Source organism: Vibrio sp. B1ASS3, from assembly GCF_905175355.1.
Classification (GTDB): Bacteria; Pseudomonadota; Gammaproteobacteria; order Enterobacterales; family Vibrionaceae; genus Vibrio; species Vibrio owensii.
This window is the reverse complement of record NZ_HG992742.1, coordinates 178,517-196,486: the sequence shown is the minus strand read 5'-3', so window position 1 is coordinate 196,486 and position 17,970 is coordinate 178,517. Positions and strand designations below refer to the sequence as shown.

The following is a 17,970-nucleotide window of genomic DNA, read 5'->3' as shown; positions in this document are numbered from 1 at the left end:
AAAAGGCGCGAAATTATAGTCATAATTCGCGCCTTAGACAACCCTTAAAAAGGTGTTTTTTTAATCAAGTTTTTCAACTTGACCAAATTCAAGCTCAACTGGTGTTGCACGACCAAAGATCGATACAGACACTTTCAGGCGGCTCTTCTCGTAATCCACTTCTTCAACAGTACCATTGAAGTCAGCAAATGGACCTTCGTTAACACGTACCACTTCACCCGCTTCGTACATTGTACGAGGACGAGGAGACTCACTCGCTTTCTCGAGACGGTTAAGAATCGCGTCAGCTTCTTTATCTGTGATAGGTGCTGGACGGTCTGAGGTACCACCAATGAAGCCCATGACACGCGGCACACTGCGTACTAGGTGCCATGATTCATCGTTCATAATCATCTGAACAAGGACGTAGCCTGGGAAAAACTTACGTTCAGATTTACGACGCTGACCCGCGCGCATTTCCACTACTTCTTCAGTAGGAACTAGTACTTCACCGAATAGCTCTTCCATAGCGTGCATTTTGATATGCTCACGTAGAGACTGAGCTACACGACCTTCAAATCCAGAGAAGGCTTGAACTACATACCAGCGTTTTTTTGGAGCTTCACTCATGAATCACTACCCTCTATACCCCAGTTGCTAGAGCAACTAAACGAACCATGATGCCGTCAATTCCCCATAGCACTAGAGCCATTACAATACTTACAGCTAAAACAATCAGTGTTGTTTGCATGGTTTCTTGGCGTGTAGGCCAAACAACCTTACGAACTTCCATACGAGATTCTTTTGCAAAACTGATCGCTGCTTTACCTTTAGTCGTTGTCGCAGCAACGCCTAGGGCAGCTGCAATAAGAACAACAACGCCTGCAGCACGAACAACTACAGACATTTCACCATACAGGTAATTACCCACAACAGCGGCCGCTGCCAATACGAAAGCGGCAATCCACTTAAACGTATCTGCTGCGTTTGAGCTATCAGGAGTTTCAGCATTATTTGCTTTCATAAACCAACCTGTCACAAGTCTTAATATAGACGACAATAACCCCGCTGTTGCAGGGCAAACTCCATATCGCTGATAAAATCAGCGTTACTCTCTTAAGATTAAGCCTCTCCGCTTAATCTTGCTCTACTCTCAACCAAATTTTGAACAAGAAAACAGCTAAAATAATATTGAGTGCAGAAAAAGGGCATCAAATGATGCCCTTTTTGATACTGGTTCGTCAAATCTAATTCAAGATTTTCCGAAGACATTCGTTTAATTCGTTAAGAATTAGTCGAAGATCTTAGCAACAACACCAGCACCTACAGTACGGCCACCTTCACGGATAGCGAAACGTAGGCCTTCATCCATAGCGATAGGAGCGATTAGCTCAACTTGCATTTGGATGTTGTCGCCTGGCATTACCATTTCTACGCCTTCTGGTAGAGAGATGTCACCAGTTACGTCAGTTGTACGGAAGTAGAACTGTGGACGGTAGCCTTTGAAGAATGGAGTGTGACGACCACCTTCATCTTTAGAAAGTACGTATACTTCTGACTCGAACTTAGTGTGTGGAGTGATTGAACCAGGCTTAGCTAGTACTTGACCACGTTCAACTTCATCACGCTTAGTACCACGTAGAAGTGCACCAACGTTCTCACCAGCGCGACCTTCGTCAAGAAGCTTACGGAACATTTCAACACCAGTACATGTAGTAGTAGTAGTGTCTTTGATACCTACGATAGCAACTTCGTCACCTACGTTTAGGATACCACGTTCGATACGGCCAGTTACTACTGTACCACGACCTTGGATTGAGAATACGTCTTCGATAGGCATTAGGAATGGCATATCTACTGCACGCTCTGGCTCAGGGATGTATGAATCTAGCGCTTCTGCTAGTTCAACAATCTTAGCTTCCCATTGCTCTTCGCCGTTTAGTGCGCCTAGAGCTGAACCTTGGATAACTGGTAGGTCATCACCTGGGAAATCGTACTCAGATAGAAGTTCACGAACTTCCATTTCTACTAGTTCTAGTAGCTCTTCATCGTCAACCATGTCACATTTGTTCATGAATACGATGATGTATGGGATACCAACCTGACGGCCTAGTAGGATGTGCTCACGAGTTTGTGGCATTGGACCATCTGTCGCAGCAACAACTAGGATACCACCGTCCATCTGTGCAGCACCAGTGATCATGTTTTTAACATAATCCGCGTGTCCTGGACAGTCTACGTGTGCGTAGTGGCGAGTTGGAGTGTCGTACTCTACGTGAGAAGTAGCGATTGTGATACCGCGCTCACGCTCTTCTGGAGCGTTATCGATAGATGCGAAGTCACGAGCAGCACCGCCGTATACTTTAGCAAGTGTTGTACAGATAGCTGCAGTTAGAGTAGTTTTACCGTGGTCAACGTGGCCGATAGTACCAACGTTTACGTGCGGTTTTACACGTTCAAATTTTTCTTTAGACATGAGTAGTCCCTCTAGGTACGGATTTAGGTGGCCCGAATTGACCACGCAACCAAAAAAGATAATTGGTAAATCTTATATCAAAAGGAAATAACTTTAAGAGCTGGTGCTGATAGGCAGACTCGAACTGCCGACCTCATCCTTACCAAGGATGCGCTCTACCACCTGAGCTATATCAGCACTCAAATTAGAGTGGAGCGGGCAGCGGGAATCGAAAAAGGTAGACCTAAAACGATATACTTTATGTTGCCCTATACTCTCCGCTTTAGAAACTTCAAAGCGCTGAGAATTATGCTCTTAAGCCTTGTTAGTCATTTCCTTAAGAAGAGTTCGGCGCATTATAGCAGTAAGATCTCACATTGCAACAAAAAATAATTCTAGTAAAAACACCTTTCAAAATCAAGACATCTGCATCATACTTTAATACTTCTGTACTTTAAGGGATTATGATGGATTTCTTCAGTTTTTATTCAATCAAGTGGGTCAGAACCACCGAATACCCCAAGTTCGATATCCCTATCATGTTTTTTGATGGAGAGCCTGCAATTGGTGTTAACCAATGGATCAGCGGGATGATAAAGCAAGGAATCACTCCTTCATCACTAGAAGAAGCAATGAGAGCAATTGGTCATTTGTATAATTTCCATAAAGTGCTCACCATCCATGAAGGTGACGATTATGATACCAATCGACTAATTGAAAAGTTTCTTGATGCTAAGATGTTTGGGACAGATCAGTTCTGTACGTTAACATCCGATTCTTATCTCAAATTAGCCTTTCTTGGCTGGAAGCCCGTCAAAGCCAAAAGCATAAAAACAACGTACCTTCGACACATTAATGATTTTGATAAGTTTCAAAGTGCATTTCACGGTGCTGACAGGTTAAATCCTTCTGAAACTGTCTTTCTATCCTCTTATGAAAAGTACCTTGCCTTTAAACAACGTTCAGGTTGGGACGCTTTATTACACCTTTTCCCAGCTCAAGAGCATGAAAAAGAAGAATTTTCTATTTCTGTTCGAGAAGACCGAGTCCATAAGCGAGCGAAGCGCTTACAAGACAGAATAAATAAGTGTTTTCCCGCTGACCGTTTTATAGAGCTAATAGAGACCCTTGGCAATCCCAGAGATAAATTAGTGTTTTTGATGTATGGCGGAGGCTCTCTTCGAAGATCTGAACCTCTACATACCTTTTTTGATGATGTTATTGGTATCGATAACAATCATATGCTTCGAGTTCGCCTGGATGACCCGACTTATGGTGAAATCTCGTGGAAAGATTCTGATGGCAACATCAGGAAAACCACCAGAAAAGAATACATGGAAGAGAATTACGCGAATGAGCAGTTACCACCAAATCACCCACTAAGGCACCTACAAACCAGAGATCAGGTATTGAATCGTAATGACGGGTTGCATTCTGGTTTTAAAGGAATGACGTTTTTAGAAGCATCGTTTACCCCTTCGGAAGCATCAAGCAGAGATGGCGAAGTGTTCTGGTGCTCCCCAGAAATAGGTCGTTATGCCGCTAAAGTGTTTGAAGAATATATGAACACCTACATTTATCGCAACCCTAGTACAGGAAAAGCAAACCCTAATGGCTGGCCGTGGCATCCTTGGCTGTTCATCAAAATAACCGACGATGAGTATGGGTTGCCTCTTACGATATCCGCTATCAATGCCTCATTAAAACGTTCACTCGCAAAAATGGGGCTGGCAGGAAAAGGCTATGGTTTGCATTCATTAAGGCATTTATTCGGATTTTATTGCGCCACTGTGTTGAAGATAGACATCACAAAGCTTCAAGGGATGCTGCATCACAGTCAGATTTCCAGTACGCAGATCTACTACCACTTATCGGATGCTACCGTTCGTCACGAACTGCTACTTGCTCATCATAAGCATATTGGCGAACCATCCGATGTCCCATTAGACCTTCCTGCTGTGGCAGATTTCGACCAACACTTTAAATACCAGTATCCAAACAACTGGCTGAGATAATCATGACACCAGATATCATCATTAAAGATAATGCTCACTTACTTGAACTACACGCAGCAGGAACACTCTCAGGCGCTTTAATTCAAGTCCCTTCATTTAAAGAAAATGAAGATCCAATACTGGTAAATCTTTCCTCTAACTTACGCTTTCAAAACACGAATGCATCAGTGCTAATAGAGCATATTGAAAAAAATCTCATGGCTGCTTTTAAACAAGCGCTCATTCAACTCTCTTTAGATTTTTACCGTCAGTTTCATGCTAACAAGTCTAAATCTCGTAACTTTACTTTGATGTCAGCTACAGGAAACAAAGCTCTTGATGCTTGGTTGGCGTCTTATGCGGAGAAAAGTCCCGTAAAAAATAGAAAGTCATTGCGAGGCTATATTTTCAGTCTTACAACAGACGAAGTCGAAGAGGTCATTGGTAAGATCATTGATGAGTTGATGATGTTTGAAGCTTGGGCTGATGCGATCACAGAAGAAGCCTTGGCAAAGCTTGACATCAACCTTTTCCCTGCATTACTGCTAAGCAGAAAACACGCTATAAGCAAGTTGGGATGTGGTCACATTGCAGAACAAATACTATGGTGCATAGAGCAACTTGATGATGTTAAACGTAAAAAGACTGCCAATGACTTAATTTCAATACTAGGTGACGCTGACTGCTTATTGATTTTTAGTGGCGAACATCTGGCAGAAACCAATCGACGAAAGTCTTCGCTGTATCGAAATATCTACCTCAAGCTGCTGTCTTATGGAACCGTGACAAAAAGCTGGCTTCCCGCTTATTCGAAGAAAACACCACGACTACAATTTCGCGCTCTCGCTTCTAATGATATTGATAACGCAATCACGCAAGCTTTCAGTAGTGATCGTAAGTCTATTCTAACCTCTCTTTGGTCTCGATTTATCTTTTGCACATCCATCGGGCAAACGTTGAATTTTCCGATACAAATTCGACTACTTTGTGGCTATTTATTCGATGAGGATAGAGCGACAAGACTTGGTTATCGAAAGATAATGGAGCAGCTTACACAGTCCGTAGGGTTAGGATACCCTCTGGAGATGTGCGACACCATTTATAAGCAGCAAGACTCAAATTCATTACATTGGTATGAACGCTATAAGATGGTTGAAAGAAATGGCGCTGTTACTGTTGAGTCAGCAGCAGATATCCCTATCGGTGTAGTAGCGCAACCGCTGCCCGATGCATGGCAAGATGCTTTATCAATATTCCATCAACAAAAATTGACGTCAGATGGTTATAAATCTGACATCATGCATTTTGTAAAATGGGCGGTTCAATACCGTGGGGCGCTAAGCCCTTGGGATGTAAAGCCAATTGATTTATACACTCCCTCTCCATTTATAAATGCGTCTGAGTGTTATTTTGACTACATCAATAACACTCAAAGCGTCAAATCCAAGAAGACCAAAAGACACCGATGGGGGCTAGCAAAAAGTTTTTATCGCGGCGTAGCAAACACACTGAAGTTGGAAGAGCGAGATGTTGAATCACCATTTAAAAATCTACCCAAAGTAGACTTTACAGGTCGAGGAAGACGCTCAAAAACACCAAGAGCCAGAATCACGTCAATGGTTGTCGATAAAATGGTAGAAATACTTTGTGGCTTTGATAGCAAAGGTGTACCAACGTACCAGTGGGCAGAGCAAATTTCACTCGCAGCTCTTAATAGCCATCATGCCAAAGGGCGTACTGACCATTTCCTAGATCCAGAGTCTCAACAATATGTATTTTGCCCTTCCAGAGCCGCCTCTCTCGCTTTTTTGTTATTGTTGCCGATACGAGGCGTTCAGGCTCGTTGGTTAGATCAAGGCTACTTTGACCAAGAGATCTTTGACCCGACAACCAAAAGCTTTAAAGAAAACCTATCCCCTTTGAAGCATTTTGAAAGTGAATACCATCGAACACAATGGGATGTGAATGGCGGTGCCGTTGGCGTTTTACAACGCCCATCAAACCGATTGATGTCGGGAGATTCCGACTTTTCCATTTATATCAATACGAACAAAACTCAGATGTGGTCGCCTGATGAAAAAAATGGATATGAGATCCCTTGGCCTTACATATCTAATCCTCAACACACCTATGAGAAAAGCTTAAATCATCCATACAATGTATTATTTGAGCAACTTCAATGGCTTGAACAATATTCAGCCGATGCGCAGCCTCTAAGGTTCGACCATCTTCCATCCGATAGAGAGCGTATTACCAATGCCAGAAATGTCATGGCAAATGTTCCGTTTATACTGCCTGTATTCAGAGACTTAACAGAAACTGTCAGCTACAAACTCAGTGGTAAGCACATTATTACCCACCCACCGATCAGTAAGTATAAAATTGAACGCATTTTTGATGAGCTGTGTTTAGAAACAGAAAAGCAACTTCGACAAGAAGGGCTTGATGTCACGCTAACGGATGCGGATGGAAAATCTATCTTTGATATCCATACATTACGAGTAGCTGGGATTTCTCATTTACTCGATATTGGCGTGCCTTTACATATCGTCTCGGAGTTTATCGCTGGACACGCTTCTATTTTCATGACCTTGGGTTATAGCAAAGCAGAATCGGATGTCATAAAGGAAAGCATTCTGCAAGCAAACGAGTCCACGCCATACGCACCATCAGCCAGTGATAAAGTCCTGCTAGGACAAGACAAAAGACAACTATTTGCTCCCAATGACCATTCCTCAGATATTGATTTAAACCATCGAAATATCGCAACCTTCGCCCCTGTCGAGGGCGGGATGTGTCCTCTCGGTGGCAAAGGTTGCGCAGGATGCTCAGAAGGTATGCCTCACCCAGAGGAAGATAATGCATTTGTTCCTGTTCAGGGCGGGTGTGGTAATTGTCGATTCTGGCTAACTGGTTTTGATTTTTTGATTGAACAAATCATGGAGCTGAATCGAATCATGTTTGTTTTAAAAGAATCCAGTAAAGAAATCCAGTACCTCAATGAGTGTGTTGAAGAGATTGAATGGGCGCTAGAAGATGCCGAGACCCCTGAAGAACGACAAAGACTTAATGTCAAAATCACTTCTACTCAATCCAGCATTAAGGGTATCGAAGAATCGCTAATCCCTTTAATGAAGGCATGGAAGAACCGTTATCTAGCTGTGTTACAGTCGGAAGAACTTCGGGACACAAACGATACCGAGTCAGGCAATAAACCCGCCTTGATCGGAGATGTGAATATCACCGCCAACTTGAAGTCAGGTTCAGAGTATCAATTAATACACACGATAGTTGAACAAGCGTACCTTCTTCCGAAAGGCTCCGTTCCTATTCCAGAAAACCCAGCCAGGGCGTTACGAGAGTTTTTAGATACTATCGTGAGTCACCTTGATTCTTCCTTTTTGTTTGCACGGATCAAAGATAAACACTTAGCGAACAAAGGTGCTTTAAAACTCGCTGATTATTTGAATGAGCACTTCAGTCAAAGTGAGATAGCGGCCTTGTCTGACGGACGATTAATGGAGATCAGCCAACTCAAACTGGAGAAGGTCACAAAAGCCGCCAACTTACTTCAGTCAATGATCGATCAACAACTAACATTACCCAAAAATCAAAAAAGCCTTACGCATCATATGTTAGAGGAGAACATTTGAGATGACACAACAACTCAATGACATTGAACAAAAATTCAGAGATGAAGAAGAAGCACTTTTCGCTCAATGTGAAGAGAAGTGTGGTACGCCCATTTCGAAGATGTCACTCCGAAACATAAGAAAAGCAGCCAAAACCATGCTGGCTTCAGGTGCGAAAATAAACAACTCAACGATTGCCGCTTTCATCCAAAACGTTGACAACTCAGATCTGTTTGAAAAAACAGAGAAAGAGAGCGTTCCCCCTAAATATCAATCTATTGCAAATAATGTAAATTTTAAGGCGTTTATCTCCTTCTATGTGATTGAACAAGATAAACGCATGGGTGCTAAAAATAAGGCTCCAGTAAGTCAACGGAGCGAAGTGAGTTTTCCTGTAGATCAATTAGATCCTAAATCAAGAGCTTATGTCAGAACACTTCAAATGCAGGTGCAAGCTTTAGAGAATGAAAGAAAAGTATTAACCGCCAAACTACAGGAACAATCGAGAAAGCAACCCATTAGCCTTGCGCTCTCGCACCAAACGACTGCTAAAAAAGGGCTTCCGACATTAGAGGTAATTTCAGACACCTCAGCCGAAGATGCTCTGTTCGCTCAGATAATATCAAAGTTAGTTAATCTACCAGAGCAGTTTCCTGAATACTTCCAAACCGAAACTCGAAATGAAAAAACGGTGTTAAAAATCGTCAGCAATTCTCGGAAGCAAGTCCTGTTTCGCAGTGACGAATGGAAATACATTACTGATGCTTTAACGGGACGGTCTCATGAGTGATTTTGGTTTAACAGAAGATGCCGACAAAAAGCTCTCTAGTGGCGATAAAAATGCCTCAAAATTCGAAACGTGGTTAAGTAGCAAAACTCCATTGGACGCCAATGGTTGTAAGATTTACGACTCTAAAACTTGGCTGCCACTTGTAAATGCTAAAACACATAATCTCGCAAGAGCGGAGCTATCCGCTCAATCAGGCGTAGGGCTTTCGGCATTGCGGCAAAACCCGAAAATTAAAGCATTGCTGGAAGAGCTAGAAACAGAGCTTAGAGAGAAAAATATTCTGCCCGCTCTCACGGAGTCAGGCAAAGTCGCTCAGGATTCACCGAAGAAATACGATCAGGGCGCTTCTCAGCGCCATGTGGATACAAATCGACTCAGAGAGCTTGAAGAAGAGAACCAGCGCCTTAGAGCTGAATTAAAGCGCTTTGAAGAGCTAAAAGAAATCATGAGCGAAATGGGTATGGGGGTGGAGCTATGATGACCGCCTATATGGAGATAACAGCTATCCATTTTGAAACCAGCAAAGAAGCTCAGTTCACAGGAATCTTCATACGCAAATCACAACCTGAAATGGTCTCAGCCAAATCTTATGTGCTGGTTCGCTGCCCTGTGAATGTCATGGATTTTGCCCCTTCTGAAGGTCAATGCGTTCAGATCACGGGAGATTTCGTGATAGTTGATGACTTGCGAGGGCATTATCAACTTAAACGCTTTGACTTCATCAATCCAAAGCGTGTGAAGCTGGTATTGCCATCAGCCTCCAATGAGTTTGTGAACTTTATTTCGAAAGAGCGTGATTTTGTTGGTATTGGTATAAGTAAAGCCAAAGAGTTGTGGCGCACCTATGGTTCGAGAATCTTTGAGATCCTTGAGAAACAACAACTGAACCCGTTACTGAGTATTCTCACCGAAAAATCGGCGGTTGCACTCATTGCAGGCTTTGAAAAATATCAAACCCTAAAGTACACGGAATGGTTTTGCTCTCATGGTATACCGCCTGCGATACAGCAAAAGCTCTTCAAATATCATAAAGATACAGTCGTTGAAGAGTTAAAGGACAATCCCTACTTACTTGTGACCTTCGGTATGAACTTCAAAGATGCCGATGAGATTGCTCGCTCTTACTTTCATATCGAACGCCACGCAGATATCCGATTTATTGCTGCGATAGAGCAAACGATACGTAACCATACCCGCTCAGGGCATACGTACATGACAAAGGGAGAACTAAGAAGCAAGTTGTTTGATATAATGCGCAGCTATGACGTTGTCGATAAAGCCATGCAAGTGGCAGGACATAAATTATCCTTCCGCATCGACCCTGATACCCAACACTATCATCCTGTAGGGATGTACGTCACAGAAGCGGTGATCGCAAAAAGGTTAGTGAAGCTCGTCACCTCTGAAGCTAAGTGGAACTACACAACTGAAACGGCAATGCATCAAGCCATCAATGAATTACCTTTTACGCTCGCAAATAAACAACAGCTTGCAGTCAAAGAAGCCTTGTCACACCACATTTCCATTATCACTGGCGGTGCAGGTACAGGAAAAACCACCATACTAAAAACGGTTTTAAAAGCTTACTCCGCATTGAAATACAACATTTATCCGATGGCACTCTCTGGCAGAGCCGCGATGCGGCTGCATGAATCAATCGAGCTACCAACATCAACGATAGCAAGGTTTTTAAGAGAGCCACCTATCGGCGCAGGCAAAAACCTTATTGTTATCGATGAAGCTTCTATGCTTGATCTGCACACCATGTATAAGATTGTGACGCATTCAGATCCGTCAGTTCGCTTCTTGCTTGTCGGAGACCGTGACCAGCTACCGTCCATCGGCTCAGGTTTAGTGCTGTCTGACATGATTGATTCAGAGCTTATTTCTGTCGTGAAGCTTGATATTGTGCAAAGGCAATCTGAATCCTCTGGAATACCCGAATACTCAAAATCAGTCAATGATGGGATCGTACCGCTAGAGTTGAGTACAGGATGCATTCATTTTCATCCCGTCCGTGACGAAGATATCGTGGAGACCTGTACAAGGCTTTACTCAGAGGCTCCCTCAGACAGTCAAGTGGTCTCTTCCTCAATAAAGATCACTTCAGAAATTAACGAATCCTGCCAAAAGATGGTAAATCCTGATGGCGCAGCCATGTATGTTCATATGTACAGTAATGAAAAACTAGAGACAGACTTTAGAATCAATGACCCTGTGATATTTACCATCAATGACTACCAAGCAGGCGTTCAAAACGGCACGCTTGGCGTATTAGAAAGCATTGAGTCAAGAGGGAATCACCTAGGTCGAGTAAGAACGGATGACGGCAAAGAGGTCAACCTGACCAGAGCACTCTTTGATTCGTTGAAACGCGCCTACTCGATCACGCTACATAAAGCGCAAGGCTCTCAATTTAAACGAACCATAGTGGCATTGGATGGCGCACCAATGGTTGACCGTGCGTGGTTATATACTGCGATAACTCGAACAGAAGATGAACTGCATATCGTTGGCTCCGAAGCGAACTTCAAAAAAGCAGTAACGAGCTTGAGCGCACGGTACAAGCGCAGAACTTGGCTGGACAAGCTGATCCACGAAGAGTACCTCTATGCCACCAATCAAAGAGAGAGACCTGTCGTCACACTTCGAAATCAATGGCAAAGAGTGAGTTAATCAATATCGTAGCTGCTGCGTTCACGCAGCTTGCGAAGCCTTTTAACTCGCAAAGCTCCAAATACAAGCCGCGATGTAGAAGGCTAAGCTGACATAGCCAAGCCCTTTTAACGCTAAATCATAGAGGTGCTCGTTATTCCTCTTATCGTAGTGATCCACGACAATAATGATACAGGCGATAGCAAGCATCACAAAAGAGCCAAATAAAACATAAAGAGAATCACCGACAAAAGTAATGCCATGCCCTCGTTTGGAAGGTAAGTAAATTTCTCCGTGGTTAATACCAAACAAACCATAGAGCACTAACCCAGCCGCAATCGATAGAAAGAGAATCCGAATATTTTTGGGGATAACATTCGGCTTATAAGGTTTACTTTTCTTAATAAACTCATATTCACCATTTCGTTTGTTTAGAAAGGACTTCTTCACAAACAGCTTCATGATGAACTCTTCTTCCTGTGACGTGTAGTACCCCGTATTCAGCTTTGAAAACATTGCCTTAGCAACTTCAGGGCTTATATCTTCTTTACCCTGATACAATATCTTCCGTTGCTCAAGGTGAAAGTAAAGGCGATTCAGCATCTGCTTATATTACCTAGTCATTTTAAGTCTGAATATCGTCGTCACCGAGTCAAGTCGGAGTTACTGATTGCAAATGACATCTCGACCATAGCTATCAACTTCTTCTTGAGTGGCAAACATCACGAATGAGCCACAAGGAATACGTAGAGCATTTGGATCATCATATGCCGCATAAGTTGAGTATGTATGCGTAGCAGTGTAGTAAATTGAACCACCCCAGATTGTTGCACACAGAGCTAGAAACCAAAGAACACTTGATTTATTTCGCCACCGCGCTGGAATCCAATCCCATAGTTGCTCGCTATGGAATGTTTTTCGATACAGGTCATAGTTAGCCCACTGGGAGCACAAGCACGCTGATAAACTCCAAAAAACCACATCAGGAATGACGACACCACTGACAAACTCAATTCCTGCTAGAGCAGCTATCCAAAGCATAGATAAAGAAAGAATTACCAAGCCTTTTAGATGCATACGCTTATAAAAGTAGTATATAAAACCACCAAAAAACGCAGCAAAATTAGAAATAAAAGAGATACGTTCTTTAAAAGACAATGCCCTATATGCTTCACTCTTCAGAATCAAAGCATGGCTGAGTTCATCTGCCCCTAGATTTTTCAATAGATGAAAACGGCGCTTCCACTTATTACTAACATCTAGGTCATCAATTGCATTTATACTATCTTGCAAACTATAAAACCTTTCTCGAATTAAACACCAAGCGTTGTTCACGCCAAAAATAAGGCTCAGCGTCACCGTGAACCTTCTCTGAGTAAGAACTCTTTCCTACCTAAAACTTTTCACACTGGCTGACATCTAGAACGTAGTCTCGAAGTAAATTCTTTTTGTAGCCGATCTTTTTCGGGCAAAGCACATAGCCGTTATCAGGAATGATCTTGTGAAGTAAGATGATGTTAGACACGAAGGAAAAACCACCGCCGATGATTGCTACTATAAGAAAAAACTTCTTTATATTTCGCAGAGTAAAATAACGCATTTTCATTGGCTGCGGAGTTAACGTTATTTCAGCTTGTTTATACCAAACGTATGTAATTAAAGGTAAAGATAACAGCGTGGTTATGCCAAGAATAGAACCAGACACTCCAAAGATTATTGACATAAAATATAGCGGATCAGCAACTAATTCCGATGAAGGATTAAAAATTTGTACAACATAAAATTGCCAATAAACCCACCAAGTAATAACCGAAATTGCGAATGCAGTTAAAACAAAAGCGATACAACCTATTTTATTCGCCATCGAATTCATCAACGACAGCCTCCACTAGTCTTTTCTCAAAATCAGTCTCTTTATCAATAAACCATACCCCAAAAGCAGAGAAAGCAAGGATACTTAAAGATACGGGAACCGTTACAGGAAGTGATAACAATCCTGCTCCAAATGCGACGATTTTACCCAAAACTAAAGCAGTACCAGCAACACTTACCGCATGAACCAAAAGCTTAGCTTCATCAACACCTAATTCTCTTAGTGTATAGTCATCGGTTAATAGATATTTAAGACCATTGATCCCTGAGCCAAGAAGAAATTCGGCTGGGGCGTAAGTTTTCACGTAACGGGTCATGCCTTTAACTGAATCAAGAGCACCCATTCCCATTTTCACCACTTGAGGGTTATCGGCACGGAAGACGCCACCATGCAAAATTGTCTGTTTAAACTTATCGTAATTATTTAAATAGAGATACTCGACACCATCGATGTTTTTGACAATAGCGGTCACACCCAAGCCACCAAGTGCTTTGGCAGTTTCTCTGGCATTATATAACCCTGTTAGCGAGTCTTTGACGGTCTTAACATCACCATTGAAGTCCCAAATCTCAAACAGTTTTTTCCACTCTTCAGGCGTAAAGATCGCGATCTCTGCTGTCTGGCTGCGATAAATCACCTCTATCTGTTTTTCACCTTCTTTAGCAAGGAAGTTATAGGCAGGCCAATACGTGTGAGTGGCGTTGATAACAGGAGTGTTAGCCGACACGCTTTGATCTTGGGAAATATTAACCAACTTATCATTGATGGTCGTATGTTGATATTTTCCCCATACATCACCTAAAGAATGGGCTTTTTCAATGGTTTTTATCGGATGTGGTTGATCCGATATGCTGCATTGTTCTGGTGCTTGCCACTCCCTTACTTGAAGTTTATCGCCGACTTTTAGCGATAATGGGTCTTGTTCATAAAGAGGATTTAGTGTCAGTAGTTCCTTGGGAGCAAGTCCATACTGAGCTGCAATATCTGTCCAAGTTTCGCTTTGCCCTGTATCAACGTGAGTCTTAACTGTGTGAGTTGGGGCTGACTTTTCTTTAAAGTCGCTTTGTGACTCAGTATCTTTTGGACGCTCCAGAAGATCTGTTTGTCGAATAGAAACGAGCTGTTCAATATCTAATGTAACTGCGTTCTCTTCAAGCCATGCATGGTTAATATTTGCTAGCTCTTCAGATGTCAGTTTTTCAGTTCTAAAAAGAATATGTTGAGGTGGCAGCGATTTCTCTTCTAGCTTATAAGGCAATAAAATAGAAGTGTAATGATGGTCAGATAATAGTTCATCAGACAAAAAGAGGGCTTTTGAACGAGTCAGATAAAAAGACCAACGATCATCACCCGCCACTTTGTATTCTTTGGCTAATACTCCATCAAGGAAGTGGTAATAGTAACCATGTGTAGCCCAAGCTAAGCCGCTTTCTGAAACTTGCACCATTAACTTAACAGGGATGTACTCAGCATGTATATGTGATGAGTTAATAGGCTTCGGTGTGATAGTTTGCTGAGTAATATGACCAGCATCAACAAATACATCATGAAGTAAGCTCTTTTCTTCATTGGATAAGCACTTAGCCGAAAGTAACACCTCACTCTCTTGCGTTGCTTTTTTAGTCCAACTCATGACTTTAGGCTCGTTCGATGTTTTAGCCAAAGACCAAACTCCCACCTGAAGCTGATTTAGTTCTTCAAGTGTACAAAGTATTTTAATATTACACTCATGGGTAGGTGTTGGCTCTGGTGTGTCTTTTACCCGTTCTGTCGATGGCGTGTATTGAGGGACATCATCCAAAACAGGTTTATAGCCTGCGCCTCTAATTCTTACCTGATCGAGTGGTTTCTTCATGCTTCGCTGCCTGATAACTTCCTAACACTCCAACATACTGGTTTTACGAGAAAATTAGAATAGTCATATTCACCAATTAGTTAGGCAAAAGGCATTTAACATTAGCGTTGTTCAATAAAGGTTCTCAGTATGATGATCATTACGGTACTTTCTGAGGTGAACCACATTTTCTTACCTATCAGATAGGTATGAGCCAAAGACAGGATGTCATTCCACTATCATTTAGAGATTGATAAACCTATATGATAGATTTATCTTATAACTATGTTAATGATAGAGGTATGTGCATTATGGCGATATACGGATATGCAAGGGTTAGTACCTTAGAGCAGAACCTTGAACAGCAGATAGCGTTGCTTAAATCGACAGGTTTTAACTTCGACAAAATCTTTAGTGAGAAAGTCAGTGCTAAAAATACAACTGACCGAGAGCAGTGGCAAAGGCTGATGGATTCACTAAAGCCTCAAGATCAGATTGTCACTCAATCAATCGACAGACTGGGTCGTTGCACTCGTGATGTGCTCGACTTAATTGATAGATGCAAATCTGACGGGATCAAAATTTTCATTGCCGACTTAGGAAGTATCGACATCACCAGTGCGACTGGTCAATTAGTTGTCACCACTCTTTCAGCCGTTGCCCAAATGCAACGTGAGCAAATGCTAGAAAAGCAGTTCATTGGCATAGAGAGAGCAAAGGCAGAAGGAAAATACAAAGGTAAACAACAAACTCAATCGACGATAAACAAATGCATAGAAGCGTTGAAGTATGTTGAAAAAGGGATGAGTAAGGAGAAAGCAGCGAAGGCTGCTGGGATAGGAATTGCCACACTTTACCGCTATATCAAACAAACCAATCGCGGATAGCGACAGGAGTGCCAACCGTTCACCCGAAGCAAACTTTAGGTAACAGTGTAGAGCATGACTTCAAATACAGCATCACACGAGATATGACTATATTTCTAGTATTGATAGGGAGAGAGTAGTAGCTGATCGAGCTAAAAGGAAAAAGTGTACTCTGAGCGCGTAGCGAGAATCGAACTCGCAGCATCAGCTTGGAAGGCTGAGGTATTACCATTATACGATACGCGCTCAGAGTACACTCATAAATCTGGAGTGACTAATCAAATTGTCTATGCTCTAGAGTAGAGCATAAAGTAAGGTCATTTTCAAACTAAAAGTAAATATACTTTAGCTTGCCTTACTTGCGGTGTCCTTCAAGCCCAATAAGATAAGCAATTCACTCACTCACCTGTTAGTTAAAGTATGATTTTGGGTCTACATTTATCGAACCCGCATCATCAGCTTGGAAGGCTGAGGTAATAGCCATTATACGATGCCCGCAACACGTAACTCTGAGAGCTATTTCCTAAAGAATATGGTGGAGGGGGACGGATTCGAACCATCGAAGGCAGTGCCGGCAGATTTACAGTCTGCTCCCTTTGGCCACTCGGGAACCCCTCCAAAATTTCATGCCATTCTTACTACAATTGCTTCTAATGAAACAGGAAAGAATGGTGCCGACTACCGGAATCGAACTGGTGACCTACTGATTACAAGTCAGTTGCTCTACCTACTGAGCTAAGTCGGCATAAGTGGTGCGCATTCTATTGAATGATTTTCTAGGTTGCAATAGCTATTTTAAAAAAAATCGTAAAATTCGACTTTTTAGAATCGATTGCTGCAAAATCATACAAACCTCGCTTTTTAAAGCAAACTTTCGAGCTTTGTCGTTTGCTTTGCTCGGAGCTTGTTGTATGTTCTTGCTCTCTATGAAACCAAGGATAAAAGAGATCCATGAGTCCATTTTTGTCATTTGACCGTGCTGAATGGGCAGAGTTACGTAATTCTGTTCCTATGACACTCTCTGAAGACGACTTAAAAGCGCTTCAAGGCATTAATGAAAACCTCACTATGGAGGAAGCGGTAGAGATCTACCTTCCTTTGTCTCGTCTATTGAATTTATACGTTCAAGCTCGTCAAAGTCGCAACTCCGTCCTACAGGAATTCCTGAATACGGAAGAGCACGCTCCACCATTCGTGATTGGTATTGCGGGAAGCGTTGCTGTAGGGAAAAGCACGACAGCGAGACTTCTTAAAGCCCTGCTTTCTCGCTGGGAGAACCACCCTAAAGTCGCCTTAGTGACAACAGACGGTTTCTTATATCCAAAGAAAGTATTAGAAGATAAAGGCATCATGCATCGTAAAGGCTTTCCCGAGTCTTACGATATCAAACGCTTGGTAGAATTCGTTTCTGATGTAAAAGCTGGCCAGCCTAACTTAGAAGTGCCTGTCTATTCGCATATCACTTACGACATTACAGACGAAAAGAAAAAGGTGGATCGTCCTGATGTGTTAATCATTGAAGGGTTAAACGTTTTACAGAGCGGTATGGATTACCCGCACGATCCGCATCGCGTATTTGTTTCTGATTTCCTAGATTTTTCTATCTATGTGGATGCAGAAACAGACACCATTGAGCAATGGTATATAGAAAGATTCTTGAAGTTTCGTAGAGGTGCCTTTACTAAGCCAGGCTCATACTTTAGCCACTATACCCAGCTGTCTGTAGAAGAGGCGAAGAATAAAGCTAAAGACATATGGCATTCAATCAACGGGTTGAACTTAGAACACAATATCCTTCCAACTCGTGAAAGAGCTCATTTGATTCTGCATAAAGGTCCAAGCCATTTAGTGGATAAGGTTTCTTTGAGAAAGTAACCTTATCCTTAATGACG

14 protein-coding genes and 4 tRNA genes are annotated in these 17,970 nt (G+C 42.2%); 7 read left to right on the top strand and 11 right to left on the bottom strand.

Annotated elements, in window-relative coordinates; translation table 11 throughout:
- Positions 1-60: 60 nt before the first annotated feature.
- From nusG to KJB05_RS00955, 4 genes are all read right to left on the bottom strand, one after another.
- Entirely contained in the window at positions 61-609 is a 549-nt protein-coding gene (gene nusG, locus KJB05_RS00970) for a transcription termination/antitermination protein NusG (protein WP_005440551.1), read from the bottom strand.
- 13 nt (positions 610-622) lie between these two features.
- Positions 623-1,003, bottom strand: coding sequence for a preprotein translocase subunit SecE (gene secE, locus KJB05_RS00965; protein ID WP_005440549.1), 381 nt, complete (start codon positions 1,001-1,003; stop codon positions 623-625).
- A 267-nt stretch (positions 1,004-1,270) separates the two neighbouring features.
- Complete coding sequence (gene tuf / locus KJB05_RS00960) at positions 1,271-2,455, bottom strand: elongation factor Tu (RefSeq protein ID WP_005438393.1); 1,185 nt, start codon at positions 2,453-2,455, stop codon at positions 1,271-1,273.
- 101 nt (positions 2,456-2,556) lie between these two features.
- Positions 2,557-2,632, bottom strand: a tRNA-Thr gene (locus KJB05_RS00955).
- Positions 2,633-2,898: 266 nt separating this feature from the next.
- Between KJB05_RS00955 and KJB05_RS00950 the strand changes: the two genes are divergently transcribed.
- From KJB05_RS00950 to KJB05_RS00930, 5 genes are read left to right on the top strand one after another with little or no spacing between them, the layout of a single operon-like run.
- Complete coding sequence (locus KJB05_RS00950) at positions 2,899-4,449, top strand: tyrosine-type recombinase/integrase (protein WP_082309561.1); 1,551 nt, start codon at positions 2,899-2,901, stop codon at positions 4,447-4,449.
- Between the two features lie 2 nt (positions 4,450-4,451).
- Positions 4,452-8,081 (top strand): VPA1269 family protein, encoded by a 3,630-nt coding sequence (locus KJB05_RS00945; protein WP_042770327.1) that lies wholly within the window; start codon positions 4,452-4,454, stop codon positions 8,079-8,081.
- Position 8,082: 1 nt separating this feature from the next.
- On the top strand, positions 8,083-8,850 hold the full coding sequence (locus KJB05_RS00940) for a hypothetical protein (protein WP_042770329.1): 768 nt from the start codon (positions 8,083-8,085) through the stop codon (positions 8,848-8,850).
- Positions 8,843-9,328: a VPA1267 family protein gene (locus KJB05_RS00935; protein WP_052036771.1), complete on the top strand. Its 486-nt coding sequence runs from the start codon at positions 8,843-8,845 to the stop codon at positions 9,326-9,328. Before KJB05_RS00940 ends, KJB05_RS00935 begins: the two co-directional genes overlap by 8 nt.
- Positions 9,325-11,526 (top strand): AAA family ATPase, encoded by a 2,202-nt coding sequence (locus tag KJB05_RS00930; protein ID WP_082309562.1) that lies wholly within the window; start codon positions 9,325-9,327, stop codon positions 11,524-11,526. The genes KJB05_RS00935 and KJB05_RS00930 overlap by 4 nt, the downstream gene beginning before the upstream one ends.
- Before the next feature lie 42 nt (positions 11,527-11,568).
- Here KJB05_RS00930 and KJB05_RS00925 read toward each other — a convergent pair whose 3' ends face one another.
- From KJB05_RS00925 to KJB05_RS00910, 4 genes are read right to left on the bottom strand one after another with little or no spacing between them, the layout of a single operon-like run.
- Positions 11,569-12,108: a hypothetical protein gene (locus KJB05_RS00925; protein WP_191686351.1), complete on the bottom strand. Its 540-nt coding sequence runs from the start codon at positions 12,106-12,108 to the stop codon at positions 11,569-11,571.
- 60 nt (positions 12,109-12,168) lie between these two features.
- On the bottom strand, positions 12,169-12,864 hold the full coding sequence (locus tag KJB05_RS00920; RefSeq protein WP_244142980.1) for a DUF2628 domain-containing protein: 696 nt from the start codon (positions 12,862-12,864) through the stop codon (positions 12,169-12,171).
- A gap of 34 nt (positions 12,865-12,898) precedes the next feature.
- Positions 12,899-13,378 (bottom strand): DUF1240 domain-containing protein, encoded by a 480-nt coding sequence (locus KJB05_RS00915; protein ID WP_042770331.1) that lies wholly within the window; start codon positions 13,376-13,378, stop codon positions 12,899-12,901.
- Positions 13,359-15,233: a LysM peptidoglycan-binding domain-containing protein gene (locus KJB05_RS00910; RefSeq protein WP_052036773.1), complete on the bottom strand. Its 1,875-nt coding sequence runs from the start codon at positions 15,231-15,233 to the stop codon at positions 13,359-13,361. Before KJB05_RS00910 ends, KJB05_RS00915 begins: the two co-directional genes overlap by 20 nt.
- Before the next feature lie 242 nt (positions 15,234-15,475).
- Between KJB05_RS00910 and KJB05_RS00905 the strand changes: the two genes are divergently transcribed.
- Positions 15,476-16,099: a recombinase family protein gene (locus KJB05_RS00905; RefSeq protein WP_241739714.1), complete on the top strand. Its 624-nt coding sequence runs from the start codon at positions 15,476-15,478 to the stop codon at positions 16,097-16,099.
- Between the two features lie 154 nt (positions 16,100-16,253).
- Here the strand turns inward: KJB05_RS00905 and KJB05_RS00900 are convergent.
- The 3 genes from KJB05_RS00900 to KJB05_RS00890 form a co-directional block, all read right to left on the bottom strand.
- Positions 16,254-16,324, bottom strand: a tRNA-Gly gene (locus tag KJB05_RS00900).
- Between the two features lie 287 nt (positions 16,325-16,611).
- Positions 16,612-16,696: transfer RNA gene (locus tag KJB05_RS00895), tRNA-Tyr, on the bottom strand.
- A gap of 51 nt (positions 16,697-16,747) precedes the next feature.
- Positions 16,748-16,823 (bottom strand) — tRNA-Thr (locus KJB05_RS00890).
- Positions 16,824-17,029: 206 nt separating this feature from the next.
- Between KJB05_RS00890 and coaA the strand changes: the two genes are divergently transcribed.
- Positions 17,030-17,953, top strand: coding sequence for a type I pantothenate kinase (gene coaA, locus KJB05_RS00885; RefSeq protein ID WP_039989388.1), 924 nt, complete (start codon positions 17,030-17,032; stop codon positions 17,951-17,953).
- The last annotated feature ends 17 nt before the right edge of the window (positions 17,954-17,970 follow it).